Annotated in this window: 10 protein-coding genes and 1 pseudogene; 6 read left to right on the top strand and 5 right to left on the bottom strand. The window is 63.0% G+C overall.

Annotated elements, in window-relative coordinates:
- The first annotated feature begins 28 nt into the window (after positions 1–28).
- Positions 29–1,714, top strand: a complete 1,686-nt coding sequence (locus tag E0473_RS07070) for a ShlB/FhaC/HecB family hemolysin secretion/activation protein (RefSeq protein WP_161981541.1) — start codon at positions 29–31, stop codon at positions 1,712–1,714.
- An 18-nt stretch (positions 1,715–1,732) separates the two neighbouring features.
- Positions 1,733–6,628, top strand: a complete 4,896-nt coding sequence (locus E0473_RS07065; protein WP_137680187.1) for an MBG domain-containing protein — start codon at positions 1,733–1,735, stop codon at positions 6,626–6,628.
- 140 nt (positions 6,629–6,768) lie between these two features.
- Here E0473_RS07065 and rfbB read toward each other — a convergent pair whose 3' ends face one another.
- From rfbB to E0473_RS07040, 5 genes and pseudogenes are all read right to left on the bottom strand, one after another.
- Positions 6,769–7,824, bottom strand: a complete 1,056-nt coding sequence (rfbB, locus tag E0473_RS07060; protein WP_137680186.1) for a dTDP-glucose 4,6-dehydratase — start codon at positions 7,822–7,824, stop codon at positions 6,769–6,771.
- The gene (gene rfbD, locus E0473_RS07055) at positions 7,817–8,665 is read right to left on the bottom strand and encodes a dTDP-4-dehydrorhamnose reductase (RefSeq protein ID WP_137680185.1); all 849 of its coding nucleotides are present in this window, start codon (positions 8,663–8,665) and stop codon (positions 7,817–7,819) included. The genes rfbB and rfbD overlap by 8 nt, the downstream gene beginning before the upstream one ends.
- Entirely contained in the window at positions 8,662–9,207 is a 546-nt protein-coding gene (gene rfbC / locus E0473_RS07050) for a dTDP-4-dehydrorhamnose 3,5-epimerase (protein ID WP_170308129.1), read from the bottom strand. The genes rfbD and rfbC overlap by 4 nt, the downstream gene beginning before the upstream one ends.
- Complete coding sequence (rfbA, locus tag E0473_RS07045) at positions 9,207–10,097, bottom strand: glucose-1-phosphate thymidylyltransferase RfbA (protein WP_137680183.1); 891 nt, start codon at positions 10,095–10,097, stop codon at positions 9,207–9,209. The genes rfbC and rfbA overlap by 1 nt, the downstream gene beginning before the upstream one ends.
- A 571-nt stretch (positions 10,098–10,668) precedes the next feature.
- Positions 10,669–11,273, bottom strand: a pseudogene (locus tag E0473_RS07040) (replication initiator protein A); the annotation flags it as partial.
- A gap of 493 nt (positions 11,274–11,766) precedes the next feature.
- On the opposite strand from E0473_RS07040, the gene E0473_RS07035 reads away from it, so the two are divergent.
- The 4 genes from E0473_RS07035 to E0473_RS07020 are packed head-to-tail and all read left to right on the top strand — an operon-like array spanning position 11,767 to position 21,671.
- Positions 11,767–13,023, top strand: coding sequence for a TolC family protein (locus E0473_RS07035; RefSeq protein WP_137680182.1), 1,257 nt, complete (start codon positions 11,767–11,769; stop codon positions 13,021–13,023).
- Positions 13,023–15,230 carry an ATP-binding cassette domain-containing protein gene (locus tag E0473_RS07030; protein ID WP_137680181.1) on the top strand — a complete coding sequence of 736 codons (2,208 nt, stop codon included), beginning with the start codon at positions 13,023–13,025 and terminating at the stop codon, positions 15,228–15,230. The genes E0473_RS07035 and E0473_RS07030 overlap by 1 nt, the downstream gene beginning before the upstream one ends.
- The gene (locus tag E0473_RS07025) at positions 15,227–16,438 is read left to right on the top strand and encodes a beta-barrel domain-containing protein (protein ID WP_137680180.1); all 1,212 of its coding nucleotides are present in this window, start codon (positions 15,227–15,229) and stop codon (positions 16,436–16,438) included. The genes E0473_RS07030 and E0473_RS07025 overlap by 4 nt, the downstream gene beginning before the upstream one ends.
- 37 nt (positions 16,439–16,475) lie before the next feature.
- The gene (locus E0473_RS07020; protein WP_137680179.1) at positions 16,476–21,671 is read left to right on the top strand and encodes a putative Ig domain-containing protein; all 5,196 of its coding nucleotides are present in this window, start codon (positions 16,476–16,478) and stop codon (positions 21,669–21,671) included.
- Positions 21,672–21,745: the final 74 nt, after the last annotated feature.

The following is a 21,745-nucleotide window of genomic DNA, read 5'->3' as shown; positions in this document are numbered from 1 at the left end:
AAACACACAAGATCACGGGTTGCTCACTATGGTATTTCGTAAAGCTCTCCTGCTTGGGGCTGCGCTCGTCGCGTCTCCGGCTTTCGCCCAGTCGGCCAGCCAGGTCGTGCCTGACAGCTATGCGCCGGTGGCGCAGCAGCCCGGCGGGCCGGTCGTCATTCCGCAGGATATGCCCACCCAGGTGCCCGATGGCGCGCAGGATCTTGTCGTTACGCTGAGCGGTGTGCGCATCGAGGGCGCGGTTGCCGATCCGGCTGCCGTCGCCGCGCTGGAAGCGCAGCTGCTTGGCAAGCCGGTGAAGGTGGCCGCGATCTTCGAAGCCGCGCACGAGCTGGAGCGATACTTTGCCGCCAATGGCGAGGCGCTGACCCGTGTGATCGTGCCCGCGCAGGATCTGGCCGATGGCGCTACCTTGCGCCTTGTCGTCGTGCAGGGCCAGATCGAGGCCGTGAACACCGAAGCCCTGCCTCCTGCGATGCAGGGCAAGGTCGCATCCTATTTGCAGCCGCTGGTCGGCAAGCCGGGCGTGAAGATCAGCCAGATCGAGCGCAAGCTGCTGCTCGCTTCCGATATGCCGGGCCTTACCATGCGCTCGACCCTCGTTCCCGGCAGCGAGCCGGGCATGAGCATTCTTGCCGTGGAGGGCGACTATCGCCCGCTCGGCGTGACGCTCGGCTTCAACAACCTGCAGAGCGACGGGCTGGGCCGCGAGGCTCTGTCGCTCGGGTTCAACTTCAACGGCAACCTGGGTCTTGGTGAGACGATCTACCTGCGCGCTTCGGGCGATCCGTCCGATGGCTATTTCGACAAGCGCCCGCGCAACCGCGTGCTGGCGGCGGGCGTGGTCGCGCCGCTCGGCAATGACGGGCTGTCGCTCAATGTCGAAGGCGTCGATGCGCGCACGGCGGGCAATGTGCCGATCAACCGCCCGCGCTTTGCCAGCCACTTCCAGCGGCTTTCCACGCGGCTGAGCTATCCCTTCGTGCTCACCCGCAGCACGCGGCTTACCGGCACCGTGGCCTTCGATGTCGCCAATGAAGACATCACCCTGATCGAGCCCACACAGTTCGGCGTCTCGCGCGACCGCTTGCGGGTGGCGCGTCTGGGCGGCGACTTTGCCACGGCCTTTGCCGGCGGCGGGCAGATGAACGCGGCGATGGAGCTGTCGCAGGGGCTCAACATCCCCGGCGCGCGCAGCGCAGCCGATGCCACGCCGACCCTGCCGCTATCGCGCGCGGGGGCCGATGCCGACTTCACCGTGCTTAATGTGAGCGCCGGGATCGACCTGCCCTTCGCCCAGCATATTGCCGGCCGCCTGCGCGGTTCGGCGCAGACGAGCTTCGGCTATGCGCTGGTCAACTCGGAGAGCTTCGGCATTGCCCACGGCGATGCCATCTCCACCCTGTCGCAGGGAACGTTGCAGGGCGACACCGGCTATGCGGTGCGGGCTGAGCTGCAGTTCCCGTTCTCGGTGACCACGCAGAACATCTACTTCGCGCCCTATGTGTTTGGGGCCAATGGCCGCGTGCTGCTCAAGCAGCCGAGCGCGCTCGAACGGCGCGACACCATGGCCTGGGCCTATGGCGCGGGTGTGCGCCTGGCGGGCAATGACGGGGCCCGATGGGGCCTCAATGCCGAATATGGCGCGGCCGAGGTTGACGGCATTGCCGGCGCACCGGGCCGCTTCTCGCTTTCCATCCAGCTCAGCTTCTAAGTCTTCGGAGCACCTATCATGACCAAATCGACCCTTATCGCCAAGTCGCTCCGCTGCGCAGCCCTGCTTGCGAGCACCGCTATCTCCACAGCTGCCATCTCCAGCGCCGCCATGGCCAACGACCTGCCCACCGGCGGCGAGGTTGCGGCAGGCTCTGCCACCATCGGCGCGCCGTCGGCGGGCAATATGAACATCACCCAGCATTCCGACCGCGCGGTGGTGAACTGGACCAGCTTCTCGGTGGGTGAAGGCAATGCGGTGAACATCGCGCAGCCGGGTGCCCAGTCGGCGCTGCTGAACCGCGTCACCGGCGATGCCACCAGCGTGATTGCCGGGCAGATCAATGCCAACGGGCAGGTGTTCCTCGTGAACCCCAACGGCATTGCCATCACCAAGAGCGGCACGGTCAACGCCGCTGCCTTCACCGCCTCGACGCTCGACATCTCCGACCGCGACTTCATGGCGGGCGGCGATGCGATCACCGTTACCGCGCCTGCCAATGCGCAGGTGATGCGGCTGCGCGCGGGGCTTTCCGACCTGATGAGCCCCGATCTTGCCGATGGCACCTTGCTGGTGGCGGGCGTCGCGAAGATGGAGGGCAGCGATCAGAGCGCGCTCGATCTTACCGGCGACGGGTTCCTGCGGCTTGGCCTGCCCACCGGCAATATCGACGTGGCAGGCACGATCAACGCGAACACCGTGGTGCTGACCGCGGGCACGGCGCGCGATGCGGCGCGCGGGGTGGTGAACCTCTCGGGCGTGATCAACGCCACGGGCGTTGAAAGCAAGGGCGGCGTGGTCCGCCTGACGGGCGATCAGATCAATCTCACCGGCGCGACGATCGATGCTTCGGGCACGCTGGGCGGCGGCTCGATCGAGATCGGCGGCGGCTATCAGGGCACCGGCCCGCTCGCCCATGCGACCGACCTCACTGTCGATGCGGCCAGCGTCATCCGCGCCGATGCCACGGTGCGGGGCGATGGCGGCGATGTGGTGCTGTGGTCCGACCACAAGACCGCCTTCGCCGGCACGATCACCGCACGCGGCGGCGCCAATGGCGGCAACGGCGGCGATGCCGAAGTATCGGGCAAGGCGCTGCTCGCCTACGAAGGCACCACCAACCTGCTCGCGCCCAAGGGCAAGGCGGGCAACCTGCTGCTCGATCCGTATAATGTGACGATATCGGACGGAGACAACACCAACAGCGCGGGCTTTACCGCGACCGGCAACGACAGCGTAATCAATGCCTTTGACCTGAGAATGGCCCTGGAAAAGGCTAATGTCACCGTATCCACCGGATCGGGGGGCAACCAGGCAGGCAACATCACCGTTGCAGCTTACCTGGAATGGAATAGACCCACGACGCTCGAGCTTTCCGCAGCGGGCAGCATTGCCGTCAATGCCGGTATCAGCGGCCTGGCCGACGGTGCAGGCCTTATCCTGCGCGCCGACAACATGGGCACCGGCAGCGGCACCGTTACGTTCAGCGGCGCGAGCGCCAGCCTGAGCGGCGCTGGCAGCACCGTCGATATCTATTACAATCCGACCGACTATGCGAACCCGACCGACTTTAGCGGCAATGTCACGAACGGAACGCTCACCTCGTGGATGCTGGTGAACACCCTGCAGGACCTGCAGGACATGAACACCAACCGTGACGGAAGCTATGCCCTGTCAAAGAATATCGACGCCAGCGATACGGTAAACTGGAACAGCGGCGCGGGCTTTGCGCCTATTGGTGACGGTCTTTTGTCCTTCACCGGCAAGTTCAACGGCCAGGGCCATGTCATCTCCAGCCTGATGATTGATCGTCCCTCTCAGCATTACATCGGCCTGTTCGGCTATACCCAACTCGCGACCATCTCCCATGTCGGTATGGAAGGCGGTTCGATATCTGGAGCGAGATATGTCGGCGGGCTGGTCGGGTATGCCTTATTTGGAAAGATCCGCAATGCCTATGCGACCGGCGCGGTCTCTGGAGAAAGAGGTGTCGGCGGACTGGTCGGGTATGTCGAAGAGGGAACGATCCGCAATGCCTATGCGACCGGCGCGGTCTCTGGACAAAACGGTGTCGGTGGACTGGTCGGGTATGCCACCTCCGGAACGATCAGCAATGCCTATGCGACCGGCGCGGTCTCTGGAACTAGTTTTGTCGGCGGGCTGGTCGGGTCTGACGACAATGGGGAGATCAGCGACAGCTATTGGGACAGCTATTCGGCAGGGCAGGCCAAGGCGATCGGGAGTGAGTATTACTCCGACGTTACCAATGTCTCGGCCGTCACCAGCGACCCCTCGCAATCGGGCGCCGCAAATTACGCGTTCAAGCAAAGCGCCTATGCCAATTTCAATTTCACCAACGACTGGTTCATGATCGAGGGCTCCACCCGGCCCTTCGGGCGCTGGGAATATGCCACCGAAATCACCAATTCGCACCAGTTGCAGCTGATGGCAATGGACCTTGCCGCCAGCTACACGCTCGGCGCGGATATCGACCTTTCGCAAACCGGCGCAGTTACCGAAGGCGATGCCGCAAGCTATGCCGGAATGTGGAGCAGCGCGGGCTGGTCGCCGATTGGAGACAGCAGCGGCGCCTTCACCGGCACATTCGATGGGCAGGGCCATGTTATCTCCAACCTTGTCATCAAGCGGCCAGGCCAAGAATTCGGTGGCTTCTTCGGGCGGGCGTCTGAAGCTGTGATCCAGAACATCGGACTGGCAGGCGGTTCTATTGATGGAACTTTGTCTGCCGGCGGTCTGGCGGGGAGGGCCGATAACTCAACGATCAGCAATGTCTATGCGACCGGTGCGGTCTCTGGCACAGGGAACTATGTCGGCGGGCTGGTCGGGTATGCCAATGGTTCAACGATCACCAATGTCTATGCGACCGGCGCGGTCTATGGAACAGGGAACAATGTTGGCGGGCTAATCGGGTTTGCCGCTCAAAACATGACGATCAGCAATGTCTATGCGACCGGTGCGGTCTCTGGATCAGGGACCTATGTCGGCGGACTGGTGGGCCGGCAATGGTCGGATGGCACCGTTAGCAACGCCTATTGGGACAGCTATTCGACAGGTCAAATCGAGGCTATCGGACGTTCAGAGGGCACGATCACCAACATCTCTGCCGTCACCAGCGATCCAACCAAATCTGGCGAGGCCAACTACGCCTTCAAGGCCAGCGCCTGGAGCAACTTCGCCACCGGCGGCGTGAGCGACATCGATACAGTCGGCGGACAGGACAAGGTCTGGCGGATGTATGATGGCGATACGCTTCCGCTGCTGAAGGCCTTCATGACGCAATTGTCGGTTGCGACATCAGGTGCCAGCACGTTCACCTACAATGGCCTGGAGCGGAGCCTCACCCCGACCGTCACCTTGCCGGACGATGCTGACCCAGGCCTGGTGATGGGCTCGGCGACAATCCGCGGAACCAACGCGGGCACCTATTCCGACATCACTGGCCTCTATTCGGGTCAGCAAGGCTATGACCTTGTGTTCGATGGGGTGGCGAAACTGACCATCGATCCAGCTGCGCTGACCGTGACCTACACTGCCGATACTGCGAGCAGCATCTATGGCGATGCGATTTTGGGCGTGACCGGCACTGCCACGGCAAGCGGTTTGCAGGGCAGCGATACGCTGGCTGGCGTCACCACCGGGACGGCGGCCTTCGCCACCGAGGCAGGCCAGACCAGCAATGTGGGCAGCTACGCGATCAATGGCTCGGGCCTTTCGGCACATAGCGGCAACTACACCTTCACCTTCGTGCAGGCTGAGAGCAACGCCAAGGCGCTGACGATTACCCCGCGTGCGCTGACCGTGACCTTGAAAGCCACTTCTCGCACCAGCATCTATGGCGATGCGATTTCGGGCCTTTCTGGCGGCGCGTCGATCATAGGTCTTGTCAACGGCGACGAACTTGGCGGCACGGCCAGCTGGACCACCACCGCCAATGGCAAAAGCGATGTCGGCTCCTATGCCGTCACCGGTAGTGTCACTGGCGCAAACGCCAATTACGATATCACCTTCGTGCAGGCTGAGAGCAACGCCAAGGCGCTGAGCATCACCCCGCGTGCGCTGACCGTGATCTACACTGCCAATGCGGCCAACAGCATCTATGGCGATGCGATTGCGGGCCTCTCTGGTGAGGTGTCGAGCGAAGGCCTGGTCAATGGCGATGAGCTGGGCGGTACGGCAAGCTGGATCACCACCGCCAATGGCAAAAGCAATGTCGGTTCCTATGCCATCACTGGTTCGGGCCTGAACGCGAACGCCAACTACAAGGTCACCACCGTGCAGGCCGATGCCAATGCCAACGCGCTGAGCATCACCCCGCGCGCGCTGACTGTGATCTACACTGCCAATGGCACCCGGATGACGGTGGGCGGCGCTGTGCCGGCGCTTGATGGCACGGTATCGAGCGAAGGCCTCGTCAACGGCGATGAACTGAGCGGCACGGTCAGCTGGGCCACTCCGGCGGACAGCAACAGCGAGGCGGGCAGCTATGCGATCACCGGATCGGGTGTGGGTGCAAGCGACAACTACACGGTGACCGAGCAGCAGGCACAGGGCAACGCCACGGCCCTGACCGTGGTCAGCGCTGCAAACCCGACGCCTGAGCCCGGCCCGAACCCCGAGCCTACTCCGGAGCCCACTCCGAACCCCGAGCCCACTCCGGAGCCCGGCCCGAACCCTGAGCCTACTCCGGAGCCCGAACCCGAGCCCGAACCGACCCCTGCCCCGATTGTCTCCGGCCCCACGCCGGACATCACCGCGGGCGCGCTTTATGGCGACCTGGGCACCTCGGGCGAAGGCTCGCTCCTCGGCTCGGGCAGCTTCGGCGAGAATAGGCAGTTCGGTGGCCAGGCCGGGTTCGAATCCATCGAAAGCTTCTGCGAAGACGGCAGCTGCTGATCGCATCGCCCTAGGCAGACGCCTCTCATGGCGTCACAAGCAGAGCCGTATCGGGATAGGCCCCGGTACGGCTCTGCCGTTTGTGGCTTGGGTGAATGAAAGAAGGGCTCGGTCAGCCCACTCGCCCTGTCGCCAGCAAATCAGCGCTGCAACAGCGCGCGCCACCACTCCTCGTTGACGAGATACCACGCGAGTGTGGCTGCCAACCCTTCCGCAAAGCTGTTGCGCGGCCGGTAGCCCAGCTCGCGCTCGATCTTGCTGCAATCGATGGCGTAGCGCCGGTCATGCCCGGCGCGGTCGGTGACAAAGGTTTTGAGATCGCTCGTTATCTTGCCGTTGGCGGCGGGCGCATCGGGATAGCGTTCGGCCAGCACTTCGACATCTTCAAAGGCACGATCCACCGCCGCGCAGATCGCGTCGATTACCGTCATGTTGGGCAACTCCTCGCCGCCGCCGATGTTATAGACCTCGCCCGGCTTGCCCTTTTCGAGCACCAGTTCGATCCCGCGGCAATGATCCTCCACGTGCAACCAGTCGCGCACGTTCATGCCGTCGCCGTAGATCGGCAGGCTGCGCCCTTCTAGGCAGTTGATCAGGAACAGCGGGATCAGTTTTTCGGGAAATTGATAGGGGCCGTAGTTGTTCGAGCAATTGCTCGTCGTGGTCTCAAGCCCGAAGGTGTGGTGATAGGCGCGTACGAGGTGGTCGCTCGCCGCCTTGCTCGCCGAATAGGGCGAGTTGGGAGCATAGGGCGTGGTTTCGCTGAAGGCCGGGTCATTGGGGCCGAGCGAGCCATAGACCTCGTCGGTAGAGACATGGTGGAACCGGTGCGGGCGGCCCGAACCCTCGTCGAGCCACACCGTCCGTGCGGCTTTGAGCAGCGAATGGGTGCCATCGATATTGGTGCTGATGAAGGCGTCAGGGCCGCTGATCGAGCGGTCGACATGGGTTTCGGCGGCGAAATGGACGAGCCGGTCGATTTTTCGATCGCGCAGCAGACTCTCAACCAGCGCGGTGTCGCGGATATCGCCCACTACCAGATCGACACCTTCTAGCCCATCAAGGTTAGCGGGGTTGCCAGCGTAGGTCAGCAGGTCAAGCACGCAGACGGCGTCGTCAGGGTGCGCCTTGCGCCAGTGGTGCACGAAGTTCGCGCCGATAAAGCCCGCGCCGCCGGTGACGAGAATCTCAGACATGCGACGCTTCCTCCTTCAGCATGGCGCGCAGATGGGTGCGCCAGTGGGTATGGCCGTCTTCGAGCAGAGCCCGCGTTTTGCTGCAATCGAGCAGTGAGAAGGCGGGGCGTGCGGCGGGTGTGGGATAGGCGCTGGTGGGGATCGGGGTGATCGGAATTGCCGCCTCCAGCAGGCCGAGCGCTAGCGCCTCTTCCTGAATGGCGACGGCGAAGTCGTACCAGCTCGCCACACCGGCATCGCTGTGGTGGAAAGTGCCGCTGGCGTCCTTGGCGATGAGCCCCCAGATGGTGTGGGCGAGGCCCGGCGCCCAGGTTGGCGCGCCGATCTGGTCGGCCACCACGTTCAGCGCGGGCTTTTGCGCCATCAGGCGCAGCATGGTGCGCACGAAGTTGGCGCCGCCTGCGGTGTAGACCCAGGCCGTGCGCACGAGCAGGTCGCTGTCGCGCAGGCTGTCCTCGCCTGCGGCCTTGCTTCGGCCATAGGCGGAGATCGGGTTGCGGCTGTCGTCGGGGCGGTAAGCGCGGCTCGCTGCGCCATCAAACACGAAGTCGGTCGATACGTGGACGAGCCTGCCCTCATGCGCGCTAACCAGCGCAGCGACCGCCCGGGCATTGATGGCGCGTGCGGTGTCCTCGTCGCTCTCGGCCTTGTCGACGGCGGTGTAGGCGGCGGCGTTGATCACCAGATCGGGGGCGACCTGCTCCACCAGTGCGGCGATGGCACAGGCTTCGGCAAGGTTGCAGGCGTCGCGCGTAACCGGGTGCAGCTCGACCCCGGCAGGAGCTGTCGCGATCAGGCCGCGCCCCAGCTGGCCATTGGCGCCAGTAATCAGGACTTTCACGCAAAGGCCTCCACATCGCTCAGGGGCGTGCCCTTGGCATCCTTGGCCGAAAGCTGCACCTCAATGCCATCGAGCGGCCATGCGATCCCGACATCCGGGTCGTCCCAGGCCAGCGAGTGTTCTTGCTGCGGAGCATAGGGGGCATCGCACTTGTAGAGGAAGTCGGTGTCGTCCTCCAGCGTGAGGAATCCGTGGGCAAAGCTCTGCGGGACCCAGAACATGCGCTTGTTCTCGGCCGAAAGTTCCACGCCGGTCCACTTGCCGAAGGTGGGGGAGGAGCGCCTGAGGTCCACCGCCACATCGAACACCGCGCCGCTCACCACCCGCACAAGCTTGCCCTGCGGGCCGGGGTTCTGGAAATGCATCCCACGCAGCACGCCCTTCTGCGAGCGCGAGTGGTTGTCCTGCACGAAGGCGATAGCGAGCCCCGCCTCGGCGAATTTTGCAGCGTTCCAGCTTTCCATGAAGAAGCCGCGTTCATCGCCAAACACTTTGGGTTCGATAATCAGCGGCCCGGCGATGTCGCATTCGGTGATGATCATCAGATGCGCCCTTCGTGCAGCAGCGCCATCAGATATTCGCCGTAGCCCGACTTCTTCAGGGGCGCGGCAATCGCTTCCAGCTTGGCATCGTCAATAAAGCCCTGCCTCCAGGCGATTTCTTCCGGGCAGCAGATCTTGAGGCCCTGCCGCTCCTCGGTGATGCGCACGTAGCTGGCCGCATCGAGCAGCGAGCTATGGGTGCCGGTGTCGAGCCAGGCAAAGCCGCGGCCCATAATCTCGACCGACAGCGCGCCGTCATCGAGATAGAGGCGGTTGAGGTCGGTTATCTCAAGCTCGCCGCGCGGCGAAGGCTTCAGGTCGCGGGCGCGGTCGACCACGGTGTTGTCGTAGAAATAGAGGCCTGTGACCGCGTAGTTCGACTTGGGTTGCGCGGGCTTTTCCTCGAGTGACAGGGCGACGCCGTCAGCATCGAAGTCGACCACACCATAGGCCTTGGGGTCGTTCACCCGGTACGCAAATACGCTCGCCCCGCTGGTCCGCGCGGCGGCATTTCCGAGCAATTCGGGGAGGCCGTGGCCGTAGAAAATGTTGTCGCCCAGCACGAGCGCGCTGGGGTGATTGCCGACAAAATCCGCGCCGATATGGAAGGCCTGCGCAAGGCCATCCGGGCTGGGTTGCACCGCGTAGCTAAGCGCCACGCCGAAATCCGAACCATCGCCGAGTACGCGGCGGAACTGATCCTGATCCTCGGGCGTGGTGATGATCAGAATATCGCCAATGCCCGCCATCATCAATGTAGACAGCGGATAGTAAATCATCGGCTTGTCGAAGACCGGCATAAGTTGCTTCGATATGCCGCGCGTGAGCGGATAGAGCCGTGTTCCCGACCCTCCAGCGAGAATTATACCTCTCCGTGCGATTGTCATCATACTTTATGGCAGTCGCGCTAAAGCGGGTGAGTGCCAATGCGATAGGCTACGTACCGCAATTGTTCCTAGGCGGTTTCATAAGAGTTGATCAGCGGGGATTCAGAAGATCGCGATGATGGTGCGAAACTTGTCGTAGCGGGGTGGTTAAGGGTTAGCGCCATTGTCTGCATCCGTGCGGCGAGGTCCGTGTGATGTCTCCTTTTCTATGCAAACCCAAAAACTTCCCGGCGATGTCAGACGGGTTACAGTGTCTGTTAGCCAGGTTACGCGTGCGCCCTGTGCCTCGTGGTCCGCGTGTTTCCGCAAGTCGCACGAAAAGAATGTTCCTCAAGTGTCGATCATGTTTTCCCGGTGGGTCGTTGTCAGCTTTCCTGAAATGTCGCTGCAGCGTCGCCGATAGAGTAATGGCTGTTCTCGAAGGATCGCTACTACGTAACAGGCCGTCGGTTTGCTGCGCGAATTGAATCAGTTCCTCGGCCCTTGTGGCAAAACACGTTCAATTGTTTGCGCGAGCCACGGCGGAGAAGCGGAGAGCGACCGCGAGAACAATACTTCGGGAACGCGTCTTCCCCTCCCGTGCCCCGCCCGCGTGCGCGCGCGCCACGCGATAGAGCCAGTGTTCGCGCCCGCCGGTGATGTCGAAATAGGCGCGGTCGATGCTGAGCATTTCGCCCTTCGTCATTACCCTTTCCCGGAACCAGTTGGACAGCTCGAGGGTCATGCTGCGGTTGTGCGCGGTCTTTTCGGCGACCAGCTGGATTCAGCCATCGAGGCAGATGACGGTCCCCTTGCGGCGGTTTTCGGCGCGGATCTCGATCTTGATCGTGGTCGAAACGAGCCGGTCGAGCGCTTGGCAAAGCAGCTGGTAAGTGCGGTCTGTGGGCGAGCGACCGACGGCGCGCAGCAGGTCGTAGGGCTTGAGGTGCAGCTTGCGCGGAAGATCAGGATGTCGGTATCCCAGATCGTCGTCATGCCATAGTCGAAATTGGCGCTGACATGGGCCCACAGCTTGCCGTCGGGGCTGGTGTAGTCGATTGGCTTTCCGCGCTTGGTCTTGGCGAGGCTGAAGAAGGGCCGCTCCATCATCTCGCGCTGATCGCGCAGGGGCAGGTCCGCCAGATAGGGCAGGAACAGGTTGAATTGCTCGGGAACGGACTGGCGGCAGGTGCCCGTCATCCTCGGGCATGCGGATTCGGTTGTCTGCTTGCCCGGCATGAGGTGCGCCCTTGAACCTGCATCCGGGGTGTAGTGGCGCAAAACACTCAAATCCGAAGTCAAAATTGCTGGGCGACATTTGGACGCGGCAGCGACGGCGATGATTTCGTGCTGCCGAATTGTTCGTGCAATTATGGCCTATGAAGTACGAACCTAAGGAAAATACCTTATGTGTCGCGGAAAAAGAGTCAAAACTACGTACTTTATCTTAGAAAAGCGGCTCTAACTGAATCCATACTTAGTACGAAGCCGTATACGTCAATTTTAGAGTGGTAAAATGGTCCAGAACTAGAAATATTCCCACACAGGATCGCTCAGTTGCTTTGTCAACATATGTCATATGCGATTTTGATTGGGGGTTTTTGTGAATTTTATCTGTCGCCGGAATGGAAGCAAGGAGGGCGCTCGTGGCGAGATTGCCAAACCGCGTGCTGCCACTGGCTACTGGCCGCTGTTGTGTGCGGCGCTGTTCCTCGCCGCTCCGGCCAGCAGCGCTGCAACCAGCACGGCAGCGCTGGCCCCGGCAGACCCTGACATGCTTCGTTCGTGGACGCTTGACGAGCTCATCGGTCGCGCGGCCGAGCGCAATCCTTATGTCGAATCCCAGCGTAGCAACGCGCTTTCTTCGCAATATGCGGTGTCTGCCGCGCGCTGGGAATATTTCCCTACCCCTTCGGTGAATGTGGAGGGCGGGCGCCACGGCTACCTGGTGACGGGCGCGCTGACGCAGCCGCTTTACAGCTTTGGCCGCATCGGTGCCGATCTCAGAACCGCCAAGTCGCGCGCCTCGGTTGCCGAAGCCGGGATCGAGGAAGCGCGTTACGAAATCGCGCTGCGCGTGGTCGATGCCTATGGCAGGCTGGTCGCCGCGCGCTCGTTCCGCGAGGTTTATCGCGAAGACATCGCGCGGCTTGAAGCGCTCGAAGGCATGATGCGCCGGCGCGTGGAAACGGGCCTGTCGGCTTCGGTAGATTACAATCTCGTCTTCACCCGTCTCACGCTGTCGCAGAACAATCTGACCAACTATCGCGCGATCGAGGTCAGCGCGGTGGAGGCACTTTCGCAGCTTGTGGGCGTGCCGATCATGGCCGCGCAGGTGGAAGAGCCGCAGGGCGTTGCAGGGCAGTTTGTCGCCACCACGACCGACGATCTGCTGGCGCGCGCGGTGGCCGCGAACCCCGGCCTGCAGCGCGCGGAAGAGCAGATTGACCTGGCCCAGGCCGAGGCCCGCTCTGCCGAGCGCGCCGCGATGCCGACTATCTTCGCGCGCTTCGAACAGCGTGTGGCAGATGATGAATATTACCCTTCGGCCACACCTGACACCCGCGTTTTCCTGGGCGTGAACTATGCCTTCGGGGCCGGCCTTTCGACCTTTGACCGGGCTAAGTCGGCGCAGGCGCTGGTGGGCGCGGCCTCCAGCCAGCGCGATGCCTATCTTGCCGATCTTGCCAGCCAGATCACGGCGGACCTCGAAAACTACCGCGCGCTGCGCACGCTGGTCGGCCAGCTGCGCGAGAGCAGCGTGGTGCAGCGGCAAACCTTCGAATCCTATCAGCGCATGTTTCTGGCCGGGAAACGCAGCTGGCTCGACCTGCTGAACGTCACGCGTGAGCAGACCGAAATTGAACGCAGCCTGGCCGATGCGGAGGTGCAGTTCATGATCGCCGCTTATCGCCTGAAATTGCTGTCGGGAGAATTCCCGTGGGAGTGATGGACGTCTTCACCAAGGCTCCGGCGCCGGACTTCGCCGACAGCATCGTCTGGCTGGGCAAGCGGCTGGCGACCGTGTTCGAGGCGTCGGGCGGGCTGACCTACCGCGATGCCCGCAAACTGCGCGCCCAGTTCGCTGACAAGGAAGGGGCCGACGCCAACCGTGCGGCGGCCAAATCCATCCAGCTGTTGTGCCAGATGCTGAACCTGAAGGCCTCGCGCTGGCGGCAGGCACCGCGCAAGTGCGACCTTCCTTTTGTGGCCCTGATCCCGGGCGAGGGCTACCGCTTCGTCTACGATCTGAGCGGCGAAGGCCTGTGGCTTACCGAGGGCGCCGAGGGGCGCGAGCGGATCGAAGCCTGGCCGCAGGGCACCGTGTTCAGCGCGCTTGAGCGCCGCCAGCAACTGCCCCGCGAAAAGACGGCGCGCGGCGTGTTCGAAGATATCATGGCGGTCGACAAGTCGTGGATTGTCTTCGCCAGTCTCGCCTCCACCATCGCGAGCGTTCTCGTGCTGGCGACCTCGCTCTATTCGATGCAGGTTTATGACCGGGTGATCGGGCAAGGCGGCGTTGCCACGCTGATCGTGCTCACGATCGGGGCCATGATCGCGGTGCTGATCGAGCTCTGCCTGAAGCTGGCCCGCTCCGCCATCGTAGACCGGGCCTTGCGGCGCATCGATATCGACGCGGCGCGCAACATCTTCCAGCGGATGCTGGCGACGCGGCTCGATCAGTACCCGCGCAGCCTTGGCACCTTCGCTGCGCAGGTGCGCGGATATGAGGCGGTGCGTGCCTTCATCATTGCCCGCAAGCTTTACCTGTTCACCGATGCGCCCTTTGCGCTGTTCTTCCTCGGCGTGATTTTTCTGATCGGCGGCCCCGCTGTGGCTGCGGTGCCGCTGGTCGCCTTCATCATTGCCCTGTCAGTCGGCCTCGGGTTCCGCCGCGCGATCGAAGCGCACAGCAGCCGCGAGGATATGGTCGGCAATCAGCGGCATGGCCTGCTGGTCGAGGCGATCCAGGGGGCCGAATTCCTCAAGGCCACCGGCGGCTCGTGGCAGGCCCGGCAGCGGTGGGATTACCTGTCGCGCTGCACGGCGGAAGAGATGACGCAGATCAAGCATCTCAACGAAACGGCTTCCTATGCCTCGGGCGTGATCCAGCAGATCAGCTATATCGGGCTGGTCGCGACCGGCGCTTACCTTGCCGTCACCAGCAATAGCCTGACGGTCGGCTCGATCATCGCCTGTTCGATCGTTTCGGGCCGCGTGCTGATGCCGGTCAACGCCATTCCCGGCCTGCTGGTGCAGTGGGCCCACGCCAAGGTGGCGCTGCGTAACTTGGACCGGCTTTACGAGCTGGCCGAAGAGAACGACGGCGTGGATTCGCCGCTGGTTCCCGAAGTGATCCGTAGCCGGTTCGAAGTGGCCAACCTCGAGTTTTCATGGGTGACCCAGCCCACCCCGCTCGAAGTGAAATCGCTCGAGATCGGCGAGGGAGAGCGCGTTGCCATTCTCGGTGCGGTCGGCTGCGGCAAGAGCACGCTGCTCAAGCTGATGGCCGGGCTGATCAAGCCCGAGCGTGGGCATGTCCTGCTCGATGGCCTCGACGTGCAGCACATTTCTGCCGAACGGCGTTCCGAACTGATCGGCTATCTGCCGCAGCAGATCCGGCTCGTCAGCGGCACCCTGAGGGAAAACCTGACGATGGGCCTGCCCTATGTCGATGACGAGGCGCTGGCCGATGCCATCCGCGCGAGCGGCCTTGCAAGCTTGCTGGCCGGGCGTTCCGAAGGTGTGCAGATGCCGATCTCCGAAGGCGGGGAGGGCCTGTCTGGCGGGCAGCGCCAGATCGTGGGCCTCACACGGATGCTGCTGGCCAAGCCGCGCGTCTGGCTGCTCGACGAGCCGACCTCGGCGATGGACGATGCCACCGAAGAACAGTGCCTGCGCGCGGTTCGCGATGCGGTGGCCCCAACGGACACGCTCGTGCTGGTGACGCACAAGATTCGGCTGCTGTCGCTGGTCGATCGGGTGATCGTGCTGACGCCGCAGGGCATTGCCCTCGATGGCCCGCGTGACGCGGTGCTGGAGCGGCTGCGGCAGGGTGCGTCCGCTGCGCAGCAATCCGCCCAAGGCAACCCGACCGGCCAGAACCGCCCGGCGGCCCCCACCGGCAATGCACGTCCCGTGGAGACGGTATCATGAAGATGGAATATCCAATCGATGTGAACGCCAGCATCGCGCGCGAGCGGCGTCGCTTCGGGCTGCCGGCTATTGGCCCGAGTGGCTGGCTGATCGTGGTGATCGGCCTTGGCCTCACCGGTCTGCTGATCTGGGCGGCCAACTCGCAGATCGATCAGATGGTGCGCGCGCGCGGGCAGGTGATTGCCGAGGCGCGGACGCAGGTGATCCAGGCGGCCGACAACGGCGTGCTTGCCGAAATGCGCGTCACCGAAGGGCAGCAGGTTCGCCAGGGCGATCTGCTTGCGCTGATGGACCAGAACCGCGTTTCGGCCGCGCTTGATGACAGCCAGAACAAGGTCGCGGCGCTGAAGGCGACGCTCGCCCGGCTGCGGGCGGAAGTCTATGGCGGAAGCCTGTCGTTCCCGCCCGAGCTCGACGGCTGGCCCAGTTTCCGCGAAAACCAGACGCAGCTCTATTACCGTCGGCGGCAAGCGCTGAACGAGGGGATTTCCGCCCTGCGGCAGAGCCGCGCGCTGGTTCAGGACGAGCTGAACATCACCGAGCCGCTGCTGGCGGCGGGCGATGTCGGCCAGGTCGACGTGATCCGCCTGCGCCGCTCGATCGCCGATCTCGACGGGCAGATCGTGAACCTGCGCAACAAGTATTTCCAGGATGCGCAGCAGGAGATGACCAAGGCCGAGGAAGAACTCGCCACCCAGGAAGAGATGCTGCGCGAACGCTCGGTCGTCTACGATTTCACCGAACTGCGCGCGCCGCACGATGGCCAGATCAAGAAGATCGTCACCACGACGATAGGGGCCTCGCTGCGGGCGGGTGAGCCGGTGCTCGAAATCCTGCCGACGGCGAGCGATCTGATCGTCGAGGCGAAGTTCAAGCCGAGTGACCTTTCCGATGTGCGCGTGGGCCAGACGGCGCTGATCAAGCTCGATGCTTATGATCCCAGCATTTACGGCAGCCTTGAGGGCGAAGTCGCCTACATCAGCCCCGACACGCTGACCGAACGTGGCCCGCAGGGCCAGGAAGAAGTTTTCTACCGCGTGCAGATCCGACTGCCGGAGCAGCCTGCTCCGCCGCCCGGACGCAAAGCCATCAACGTGGACGCCGGCATGACGGCGACTGTCGAGGTCCGGACCAAGCAGCGTTCGGTTCTCACCTTCCTCACCAAACCTATCACCAAGACGATCGACGACGCTTTCGGCGAACGCTGACGCCTGGATCGCAAAAAAGTCTTCAAGGAGCAGAGCAATGAAAAACACGGACAACGCCAAGGACATCGCCAAGGACAACCAGGCCGCTCCTGCGAACGGCACTCCGCCCGAATTGGCCAAGGCCGATATGGCGCCGGTGCCCGGCACCGCTCCGCGCCATCCCAATGCCGAGGGCGAACAGCCCGCTGGCAGGCCCCGCACGCCGCAATCGTTGCTCGACAAGATTTCCGCCAAGGCCGCCCAGCAGCGCCTTAGCGACGAGGACGAGGACGAAGAGGAAGAGCTGACCGCCGACGAGGCCGAAACGGAAGAAGACGCCGCGTCTGACGAAGCGCCCGCCGATTCGGTCGACACCGGCGCCGCAGCAGCCGATGCGCCCGAGGCGACCGAGCAGGGCGAGGAGCGCACACAGATGCGCGGCGAGGGCACCACGGGTGGCTTCCTGTCCGGCATTCCGCCGATCGTCTATGCACTCGGTGCGGCAGGCATCGTGGGCGGCGGCATCGCAATCTTCCGCGATGGCGGCGGCGACACAATTGCCGCACCCGACGCGAAGCTGGCGAACGACACCGGCGCTTCCGCCACCGACTTCATCACCAAGGATGGCACCATCGACGTGTCCGGAATCGTGACCGGCAACACCTGGGAATATTCGACCGATGGCGGTGCGACCTGGCAAGCCGGCAGCGGCACCAGCTTCACACTGGCCGAAGGCACCTATGCCGCAGGTTCGGTTCAGGTCCGGCAGAAGGATGCCGGCGGCCAGACCGGCGAAGTGGGCAAGATCGCAGGAGCCATCACGGTTGACGCAACAGCGCCCGAAGCACCGGCCATCGATGCGGTGACGGGCGACGACGTAGTCGATCGCACTGAAGCCGAGGGGCCAGTGTCGGTTTCGGGCACCGGTGAGGCGGGCAGCACGCTGACCGTTAACTGGGGCGATGTCAGCAAGACGGTGACCGTGGGCGCGGACGGCACCTGGACGGCCGAATTCGCCGCCAGCGAAGTGCCCGCGAACGGCAGCTACGCGATCACCGCCTCGGCAGTGGATGCCGCCGGCAACACCTCCGAAACCGCCACACACGACGTAGTCGTGGATCGGCAGAACTATATCACCGGCACGGTATCGGCAGGCCCGGTCGTGGCCGGCCTCGAAGTGAAGGCCTATACCGAGGACGGCACCCTGCTTGCCTCCGGCGTCACCGACGCCTCCGGCTCGTTCCGGATCGGCTACACCGATTACAGCGGCCTCGTGCTGGTTTCCGTGGTTGACCCCGATGCCAACTCGGAAGGCTTCATCGACGAGGCTACCGGCGAGCAGACCGACCTTACGGTGATGCTGCGCGCGGTGAAAATGGCCGAAGCGGGCGAGGATCTGGTGATCAACATCACCCCGCTCACCGAAGTGGCCACCCGTCTAATGGCGGCATCGCTGAACTCTGCCGGGGTAACCGATCTTACCGGCGTCGATACCGCCGCGGTTCTCAATGCCAATGCCCTGGTAGCGAAGCTGTTCACCGATCAGCCCGACACCTTGCTGACCAGCCAGGAACTGAAGCTGGTGATCGATGCAGCGGGTGCCGACACATCGGATACGGCCAGTATCTATGGCGTCTATCTCGCCGCAATTCAGGGCTGGTCGCTGATGCAGGATCAGACGCTGGAGGAGACGATCGCGGAGATCGTTGCCCTGTTGCAGGGCAGCCAGTCGCTCGGCGGCGCAGCGACGCGGCCCGACCTCGGGCTTTCCGATGCGCAGAAGCTGGCCGACATTCTCGAACAAGGCTTCGAGACCGTGATCGAGCAGAACCCCGATCTGGCCACGGCAATGCTTCCGGCGGCCCGGATCAAGGAACTCGGCTTCGTGAATGACGATACCGGCCCCGCTTTCGAAGGCGGCGCGAGCATCAACCCGGCTGTGGCCGAGGATGCGGCCGCCGGGCAGGTGGTGTTCACCGCCAAGGCCAGCGATCCCACCGCCGGCGTGACCTATGCGCTCACCGGCAGCAGCGACTTTGCCATCGACGCCCAGACCGGCGAGGTGACCCTGCTCGGCGCGCTCGATTACGAGACGCTGGGGCTCTATTCGTTCACGATCACGGCCACCGATTTCTGGGGCAACACCTCGTCGCAGACGGTGGACCTTGCCGTCACCGATGTGAACGAAGCGCCGGTGGCGGCGGACCCGCTCGTCGATCAGACGGCGATTGTCGGTCAGCCGTTCACCTACAAGATCGCCGCCGAAAGCTTCAGCGATCCCGATGCGGGCACCACGCTGACCTATTCGGCCACGCTGGCGAATGGCTCGCCTTTGCCCACATGGCTCAGCTTCGATGCCGCCACGGGCACCTTCAGCGCCACCAGCCCGCAGGAGCTTGCCAGCCCGGTCACCGTGACGGTCACGGCATCGGACGGCAGCCTCACCGCGTCGAACCAGTTCACACTGGGGACGATCAGCGCGCCGGCGGTCACGGCGGTCCGGGCCGAGGTCCCTGCCGCCAGGAGTGGCCAAGACATCGGCTTCGCGCTGGAGTTCAGCGAGAATGTGATTGTCGATGGCGACCTGGCAAATGTGACGATCACCTTTGGCGATGGAGCGTTCACCGCCACGGGCGTTTCACAGTCGCTCGGAAACGTGCTTCTGTTCATGGGCACGATCCCGGAAGGTGACTTTTCGCAGATCGCGCTAACCGACATAACGTTGAACGGCGTGACCATCACCGGCGAGACGACGGGTCAGCCGCTGCTGACCGAAAAGCTGGGCCAGACGGTTCCTAATTTCGTAATCGACAATACTCGCCCGACGATTACTTCCACAAGCCTTGAAGCAGCTGAGAACGGCACCGAGGTGGCTACGCTGACTGCCGATGAAGAGGTGGAATGGTCGCTCGACGGGACCCTTGCCGACAATCCGCTGTTCGACCTGAGCCCTGCGGGCGTTCTCACCTTCAAGGAAGCGCAGGATTTCGAAGGGGGTGACACAAGCTTTGATTTAGCTGTCATAGTGGAGGATCGCGCTGGCAACGTGACCTTTCAGCTCGTAACGGTCGAGCTAACCAACGTGAACGAAGCGCCGCAGGTTTCTAGGGAGCTGGTTGATCAGACGGCGGTTGTCGGTCAGGCGTTCAGCTATGCGTTCGCCTCCGACAGCTTCGATGATCCCGACGCTGGCACCGACCTGACCTATACGGCGACACTGGCGGATGGTTCGGCGCTGCCCGCATGGCTCACCTTCGACGCGGCTAGCCGCACGTTCAGCGCCAGCGCAGCGGCAAACCTTGCCAGCCCGATCACGGTGCGAGTCACCGCCTCTGACGGCAGCCTCAGTGTGTATGACGAGTTCACGCTGAATACGATCACTGCGCCGCAGGTTACGGCTATCACCGCCAACACCGATGCCGCAAAGAATGGCGATACGGTTACCTTTACCGTCACCTTGAGCGAGGCTGTGACCCTCACAGGCAAACTAAGCGATGTAATCTTCTCCTTTAACGATGACCAATTCAGCGCGGTTGCTAGCAATCAAGTCTCAGGGAATACGTTTGCGTTCACAGCGTCGATGCCGATAGGCGATTTCAATACGGTCACACTCACCGGCATCACCCTGAACAGCGGCACGACCATTGTGGGCGATAGCAGCGGCGAGGGTCTGCTCACCGATGCGGTCGGCCAGACGGTCAGCGACTTCGTGATCGACAATACAGTGCCTACGGTGACTTCGACGAGCGTGACTGCGGCGGAGAATGACACGGCGGTCGCTACGCTGACTGCGAACGAGGACGTGACCTGGGCGCTCAACGGCACTTCGGGCGACAATGCGCAGTTCACTTTGAGTTCTGCGGGCGTTCTGACCTTCAATGCGGCGAAGGACTACGAAACAGATGCCAAGAGCTACAGCGTGGCGGTTACTGCCACTGACAGCGCCGGCAACACGACCAATCAGACCGTCACGGTTAACCTCACCGACGTGAACGAAACGCCGGTGGTGGCAAACCCGCTGGTCGATCAGGCGGCGGTCGTGGGTCAGGCGTATAGCTATACGATCCCCACCGGCAGCTTCACCGACCCCGATGCGGACACCACGCTGACCTACACGGCCACGCTTTCGGATGGCTCGGCGCTGCCCGCATGGCTCAGCTTCAACGCGAGCACCGGCACGTTCAGCTCGGCCAATCCGCCGTCGCTCGACGCGGCGATCACGGTGCGGGTCACCGCATCGGACGGCTCGCTCACCGCATCGGACGAGTTCACGCTGGATACGGTCAGCGCACCTGCGTTCTCGACGAATCTGAACGGTGTGACCAACCTCGATGTGCGCTCGAACCTGGTTTTCACAGCCAGCGAGAATATCGGGCTGACGACCGAGGATGGCACTTATCAGATCGTCATCAGCAACGATGCCAACAGCACCGGGAAGGAAGGCTATTACGGCGACACCGGCGAAACTGACGATCACACGCAAACGATCGAGGTCACTGTAAGCAGCGGCGTTGCCTCTGCGACCGTGAACGGAACGGCTGTGACCCTGTCCGACGTGTTGACCACCGACGGCAACAAGCTGGTGATCAACCCTTACTACGACCTCGATTTCGCCAACAACTACCACGTCGAAATCAGCGCGGGCCTGTTCGAGGGGACCACGTCCGGTCAGGGCAACGTCGCTCTTTCCACCGGTGCCACCTTTGCAACGGTGACCCCGAATACGAACGGCTCCGGGGCTTCGCTCGTTTCCAACGGCACTGCATCGCAAATGATGAACGACGCCGATGGCAGCCTGGTTGCGGGCAAGTACTGGATCGGGCTCGATAATGTGGGCAACACGGCGGGCTCGACACCGATGGATCTCGGCTCGCTTGCGGCCGATGGTTATGCCTTCGTTGCGACCGATCGCAACCCCGATCCGGCCGATCCAGGAACCTCGTTGGGTATCGGCACTTGGGACTTCTGGGTGAAAGCCGAAGGCTTCGGTGCCGACGATCTGATCTACATTGACAACCAGGTGCTGGATCGTGCTGGCGACTGGAATCTGGAAGACACCTATTTCGCCGACGGAGAATACAGCGGAAATTACTACACGCGCATCGAATTCGATACGTCTGACGGTGGAACCGGGATAAATCCCTCAAGTAGTCAGGCTTGGTTCGACGTCTACGTTGATGGAACCTACTATATGCAGCCGAGCGACATCCAGAATAGTTTCGGAACTACAGAACCTGTATTTGCGGGAGGCTAGGTTTTGACTTGGCGGGGCGCTGCGATCACGCGCGCTCCGCCCAAAGATCACAGCGCAGACGGCGCTACTCCGCC

The sequence above is a fragment of the Aurantiacibacter suaedae genome, from assembly GCF_005434915.1.
Taxonomy (GTDB): Bacteria; Pseudomonadota; Alphaproteobacteria; order Sphingomonadales; family Sphingomonadaceae; genus Alteraurantiacibacter; species Alteraurantiacibacter suaedae.
This window is presented reverse-complemented; position numbering and strand designations above follow the sequence as displayed.